The sequence below is a fragment of the Treponema sp. genome (assembly GCF_051883275.1).
Classification (GTDB): domain Bacteria; phylum Spirochaetota; class Spirochaetia; order Treponematales; family Treponemataceae; genus Treponema_D.
Genome location: NZ_JBJETK010000067.1, coordinates 34,939 through 41,374, shown reverse-complemented (window position 1 = coordinate 41,374; position 6,436 = coordinate 34,939). Strand labels below are relative to the sequence as shown.

The 6,436-nt window shown below is 46.2% G+C and carries 4 protein-coding genes; all 4 read right to left on the bottom strand.

Annotated elements, in window-relative coordinates; genetic code table 11:
* Nucleotides 1-1,116: 1,116 nt before the first annotated feature.
* Nucleotides 1,117-1,500, bottom strand: a complete 384-nt coding sequence (locus ACI4L0_RS10350; RefSeq protein ID WP_439800095.1) for a VOC family protein — start codon at nucleotides 1,498-1,500, stop codon at nucleotides 1,117-1,119.
* A gap of 32 nt (nucleotides 1,501-1,532) precedes the next feature.
* Nucleotides 1,533-3,290: a putative bifunctional diguanylate cyclase/phosphodiesterase gene (locus tag ACI4L0_RS10345; RefSeq protein ID WP_439800094.1), complete on the bottom strand. Its 1,758-nt coding sequence runs from the start codon at nucleotides 3,288-3,290 to the stop codon at nucleotides 1,533-1,535.
* A 134-nt stretch (nucleotides 3,291-3,424) separates the two neighbouring features.
* The gene (gene guaA / locus ACI4L0_RS10340; RefSeq protein WP_439800093.1) at nucleotides 3,425-5,302 is read right to left on the bottom strand and encodes a glutamine-hydrolyzing GMP synthase; all 1,878 of its coding nucleotides are present in this window, start codon (nucleotides 5,300-5,302) and stop codon (nucleotides 3,425-3,427) included.
* Nucleotides 5,303-5,400: 98 nt separating this feature from the next.
* A complete protein-coding gene (locus ACI4L0_RS10335; RefSeq protein WP_439800092.1) occupies nucleotides 5,401-6,303 on the bottom strand; it encodes a hypothetical protein in 903 nt (300 codons plus the stop codon).
* Between the last annotated feature and the right edge of the window lie 133 nt (nucleotides 6,304-6,436).

The window sequence follows — 6,436 nt, the reverse complement described above, 5'->3', positions numbered from 1 at the left end:
TGGAATCAGGAACTTCATGGTATTGACAAATATCATAGGAGTTCGGAATGACAGTATAGTGCAAATCGGAATGACAGTGTAAAACCCAGCATGACAGCCCCATAAGTCATGCCGCACACTGTGCCCACGTCATGCTGAACTCGTTTCAGCATCTATGCTATACCGCACATCCACCCCTCGGCACGCCGCCGAACGCTCCTTTTTCGTTGGGGAGCTTTCGGCAGACCGCCGAACCTTCCTTTTTCGCTGGGGAGCCTTCGGCACGCCGCCGAGCCTTCCTTTTTCGCTGGGGAGCCTTCGGCACGCCGCCGAGCCTTCCTTTTCCACTGGGGAGCCTTCGGCAGACCGCCGAACACTCCTTTTGCGTTGGGCGACCTTCGGCACGTTGCCGAGCACTTCAAAAATTCGTTTAAACGCAAAAAGGACGCACCCTTGCAGTTCCTAAAACCGCAGGAGTGCGCCCTTTTTATGTATGTGAATAAAAAATGTGCTTTCTTTTGAATTTACAGGAGAGCCATTCCCCCCCCCGTCAGAATTCCGACATTCAGAATATCAGAACAAAACAATATCTCTTTTTCCATAAACATACTCCGATTTTACCATAGCTTTTTGGTTTTGCAAATATAAATATTCCTGACAGCATTTCCTAAAAACCAGCACCATTCCAAATTTGCCCTACACCGTCATCCTGAATTTACACTGTCATGCCAAATTTACACTACAATGTCATTCCGAATTTACCTTATACCGTCATTCCGAACTTGTTTCGGAATCTATGCCCTGTCCCAGCACGGATGCTGAAACGAGTTCAGCATGACGTGGGCACTGTATGCGGCATGACGGGGCACTTGTACGGTATGGCGGTGGTTTAGGGGACTGTCATTCTAGGTTTTACACTGTCATGCCAAATTTACCCTACAATGTCATCCCGAACTTACCCTATACCGTCATTCCGAACTTGTTTCGGAATCTATACCCTGTCCCAGCACAGATGCTGAAACGAGTTCAGCATGACGTGGGTACTTGCATGGCATGATGTGGGTATTGTGCACGGCATGACGGAGGGGAATGTCATTCCGAACTTGTTTCGGAATCTATGTCCTGTATACAGTGGTGCTATTCTGTTATTTCAATCAGGTTTCCTTCAATTCCAACAATGCAGCTTTCATAGTAGCCGTCGCCTGTTGTCCTCGGGCCGCTGGCAACATTATATCCATCTTTCCTCATTTTTTCCGTCAGCTCATCAACAGCCCTTTTGCTTCCAAGGCTGAATGCAATGTGAATATACCCCGTGCGGCTTGCATTTTTTTTGTCATCCTGCATCTGCGGCTTGTTCATGAGTTCAAGCCGTGCGCCGCCGTCAAAGCTCAGAAAATAAGAGCGGAAATCCGTTTTCCTGTTGTGGTAGCCTTCATCCGGTTTCGCCTCAAAGTATTTGACAAAAAATTCCTTTGCCTTTTCCAGGTCGTTTACATACATTGCGGCATGCTCTATGCGCATAATCTTTGCCCCGCTGAACTGTGCAGGCCGCTTCAGGCGCGCAGGTTTTCAATAAGCAGCCTTTCGCACTGCTCCTTTGGCATTGGCTTTCCGAGCAGGAACCCCTGTATCGTGCGGCAGTTGAATTTCTGGACTATGCGGAGCTGCTCTTCGCTTTCAACGCCTTCCGCGATGGTGTTCAGCCCCATCTTGGAAACAAGCGAGATAATGCTTTCTGTGAGGTTCGCCTCAAAGCCGTTTTTCGCCGCGATATTTGAAACAAAGGACTTGTCGATTTTAAGAGTTGTAAGCGGCAGAATTTGCAGATAGCGCAGGGACGAATATCCTGTTCCGAAGTCGTCAAGCGAAATGCCTATTCCGTAGTCGCGTATTTTCTTCAGCTTGCCCACAATGTCGTCCACGTTGTCTATGAGAACGCCCTCCGTGATTTCAATCTCAAGGTGGCTTTTGTTGATTCCTGACTTTTCAATTTTCCTGATGAGCTTTTCAAGAAAATCTTCCTGCATGAACTGCACCGGCGAAACATTCACGGACATTATGCCGCTGAAGTCGAATTTCATTTCCCATTCTTTTATTGTCGCAAGCGCGGTTGTCATTGCCCAGTCGCCGAGCGGAACAACAAGGTGCGTTTCCTCTGCGAGCGGAATAAACTGCTCCGGGCTTATCCAGCCCAAATCGTTGTCATACCAGCGCAAAAGGGCCTCGAATCCGCGCAGCTCCTTTGTTGTTGAGTCGAACTGCGGCTGATAGTAAAGCTGGAAATTTCTGCTTGCCATTGCCTTTGACATTTTTGTTTCAATGTTCAGCTTGCTCAGGAATTTTTCCTGCATTATTGAATGGAAGCACGCCACATTGTTCTTGCCGTTTTTCTTCGCTTCGATTTTTGCCATGTCGGCGAATTTCAGCAGATCCTCGGACTTCTTTGTGTCGTCGGGAAAAATCGCTATTCCCCCGGAAACTCCTATTCCCTCCGCATTTAAAAAGCGCAGGGCTTTCTTTGATATTTCAACGGCGTCTTCCCTTGCCTTTATGTTTCTGAAAAGCAGCACGAATTCATCTCCGCCGAACCTTGTTGCGGTAACCGCCTTGGACTCTATGAGTTTGAGGATTGTGGCGACCTGCTTTAAAAGCTCATCTCCGGCATTGTGCCCCCGGGAATCGTTTATGTCCTTCATGTTGTCTATGTCAAAGAGAAGAATTCCGAATTTTTCGTTCTGCTCGGTTGAAATTTTTATCTGCTCTTTTATTGTGGAAGAAAGCCATGTTCTGTTGTACAGGTCGGTGAGGGAATCGTGGTACGCCGCGAACAGGAGTTTTTCATTCAGCTCCTGTATGTTTTTCAGCTGCGAGTCCAAATTCATGCGGCTGGATTTCAGCTGCCCCGTAAGCTCCTGAAGCTTTTTGTTCTGGTCGCTGAGAGCGGATTCATATTCCTTTGCCTCGGAGACATTTGTAAATGAAAAGGCAACGAAATTTTCAGGAATGAGTTTTGCCACAAGCTGAATCCAGATTGAAAGGCGGTTTGAGTAAAATGTTTCCTCTACAGTCTTTTTTGAGCTCAGGGCTTCGCTTGCTATTCTGAACCAGTTTATGTTCTGGCTGATTTTTTCAGCAAGGCTTGAAAATGCCAGGGTGTCCTGTGTCTGGTCTTTTGAAAGTTTTCTGAAGCTTTCGTTTGCATAGATAATCGAAAAATCTTCTGTTTTTCCGTTTTTCTTTTCGGGAGCCGCTATCACAATCGAAGCCGGCATTGTGTCTAAAATAATTTTATAGTCAGAAAGTTCAAGCATAAAATTCCTTTGCTGTTTCTCATTGGTGCGCTTTCCGGCGGCCCGAATTCCTTGAGCCGTAAAAAAACTGCCTGGCCGCAGGAAATTTTATCTGTGAGTCACCGGTTTGCTTTTTAAAAGCGGCAGAAAGTGTCTTATTCCCAGCCGAATGTTGCAGGCGGCTTGTTTGTGATATCAAAGAAAATTGCATCCACGAACGAAAGCCGCGAAATTTCGGCGGTTATTTTCATCAGAAGCTCCTGCGGAAGCTGCGCGAATCTGGCGGTCATCACGTCTTCGGAGCACAGTGGCCGCAGTACAAGGCTGCATCTTTCTGCGCTTGAGGCATAGGGAAGGTTGATTGTAAGATGCTGGAAAATCCTGCTGTACCATCCGCTTTTGTGCAGGGCCGTAAGAACAATGTCGTCCGCCGCCCTTGTCTGGTCAAGCCTTTGTTTTACACAGTAGCCTTTCTGTAGTGTCAAATCATTGTCCGCCGCAGCCGGATTCTGCCACAGCCGGATTATCGCCCTGTTTATAAAGGATGCGCTGTTTGTGATTTTGCTTGAAGCCTCTTCCAGTTTTTCCCATTTCTTTGGAAGATGGTAAAATCCGCCGTCATTTTTTTCAAAGCTGATTACAGCCGGAAAACGGTACGTCCTGAAGTCGCCCTGCACACCGACTGATTTCACCGGGAGAACATATTTTACAAGCCCTTCGCTGCATTTTGGGCAGAACATATCAAGCGTTATTTCTGAAATTTCTTTCTGCGCTTTCTGGTATTCCGCGCTGTCCTTTTCCTGCATTGTTCCATCGGAGCACAGCACGTTTATGCTCAGTCCCGGCCCCGGAAATGGATGGCGCATTACAAGCTCGTCCTCAAGCCCCAGTTTTTTTCCAATCGAGCGGACTTCGTCCTTGTAAAGATCCCTGAGCGGCTCTATAATCAGCCCCTTTTCAATGAGCTTTTGTATTCCGTCAACGCGGTTGTGGTGTGTCTTTATGACATTCGAATTTTTTGTTCCGCCGCTTTCTATGATGTCGGGGTACAAAGTTCCCTGCGCCAGAAGCCACTTGCTTTCGTCCAAATTCAATTTTGAAACAACTTCGTTTCTGACTGAAATGAAATTTTCGCCTATTGCCATGCGCTTTTTTTGCGGATCGGTCAGGTTTTCCACGGCCTTCAGAAAACTGACGGAGGCATCTTCGACAATGAAATTTGAAAATCCGTGCTTTTTGTATGCCTGCTCAACTTTCTTGCTTTCATTCATGCGCATAAAGCCGTTGTCGATGTGAAGCCCGAGAACTCTTTCCTGCCCGACAGCCTTGTTCAAGAGCGCAAACGCCACTGTCGAGTCGACCCCTCCGCTCAAAAAGAGAAGGATGTTTTTGTCCTGCGCCTGGGCTTTTATGGAGTCGGTTATATGGCTTAAAACTGTGTCCTGATCCCAGTTTTTTTCCATGCCGCAGAACAGCGCAAAGTTTTCAAGAATTTTATTTCCGCATGGAGTGTCCTTTACTTCGCAGTGAAACTGAAGGCTGAAACGTTTTTTGCTTAGATTCTGGAGCGCGGCGAATTCGCAGTCCTTTGTGGAGCCAACTGTTTCAAAACCATCTCCGGGCTGAACAACGGCATCCTGATGGCTCATCCAGACCTGCTGCGGACTTTGGATTCCGTCAAAAAGCGGACAGACCGCATCCGGTTTTATATTGAACTCGGCAAACCCGAATTCGCCCACAGCGGCTTTTTCCGCCTTTCCGTTGTATGCGCTCTGGACTACATAGTGGCCGTAGCATAGCCCAAGAATCGGAATGTCAAGCTTGAGAATTTCAGAATTGAATTCCGGGGCATTTTCGTCATAAATGCTGGAAGGCCCGCCGCTGAGCACAATGCCTTTTGCATTTTTGAATGTTTCAAGAGGCGCGGAAGGCAGGGCGATTTCTGAATAATAACCCATCATGCGGAATCTTTTTGCAATCAGATGGGCATACTGGCTTCCAAAGTCTAAAACAACAATCTTTAAACGTTCCATGGGGCGCAATTATATCTTATATATTCAGTTTAGCCAAGTTGAAAAAAGCACAGAAATTTTCTATTCTCTGCGCCGCGCTTTTAAGCCTGCAAAATGGCCTATGAAAAATTGTGTCCCGGTGTCTGGTTTGCAAACGTAGACGGCTTAGACTTTGACTTGTTTTTTGCCGCAAAATTGAAGTAATCCATCTGCGCGTAGTCTGTGTCGTCCTTGCGAGAGTCATTTATAGAAAACAGCATTTTGTTTTCGATTGTTTTAAAGACATACTGCCTGATTTCCTCTTTTACAGGCATTGAAGTTTTTGGCGTAAGAAGCAGAACCCACATTGTTCCGTGCTCCGTTTTTTTCACCGCAAACACAACAGCTTCCGCCACCATCTGCTTTGTTCCCAGGCGGAGCGTAACGTCTTGCAGTATGTAGTTTTTTGCGATGATAAGATTTTCGAGCGCGGCAGGAATTTTTACAGCCATTCCCACTGAGCTGAGGTCAAAAAGCTTCAAAAGGTGCATTTTGCTTCCGTGGTTCCAGAACAGGGCGGCATCCTTGTCGTGAATCAGGTTCGCGCGGATGTACTGCCGTCTGCCTTTTGCGTTTGCCTCTTCAAGAATTGTAGTGATTCGCTTTAAAATTCTTTCTGTTCCGTCTGAAAAATTAATTATGCTGTTTTCCAAAGTTGAAAATTTAGAAAACACTTCCTCTTCGGTGGGCTTTATTCTTTCGGAAATAACAAATGACTGGATTGACTTTAGACATTCCTCTTTGTCAAAGCTTCTGAGAAAGTTGAACCATGCCGGTATTGAAAGCTGGGCATCTATGTTTATAAATAGAATAGAGCCGGGATTTTGCCGCAGGAAATTTTTTGCATCGCGGTAATTTTCAATTATATAAACTTCGTATTCTTTTTTCCGAAGGCTGGAGATTATGTCCTTTTTTATTGAATAGGCAGGATTTAAAAAGAAGATTTTTCTGCCGTACAAATTGAAGTCTATTTGATCTGCCATATTTAAATCCCCCTGCTGCATAGTATAAGACGGTTTTGCGAATTTTTCAACTTGAAATATGATACTTGCGCTGCCCTGAAAAGCTGAATTCGCCGCGCAAATGCCGGGATACCCGTGTTTTTCGCAGTGGCTC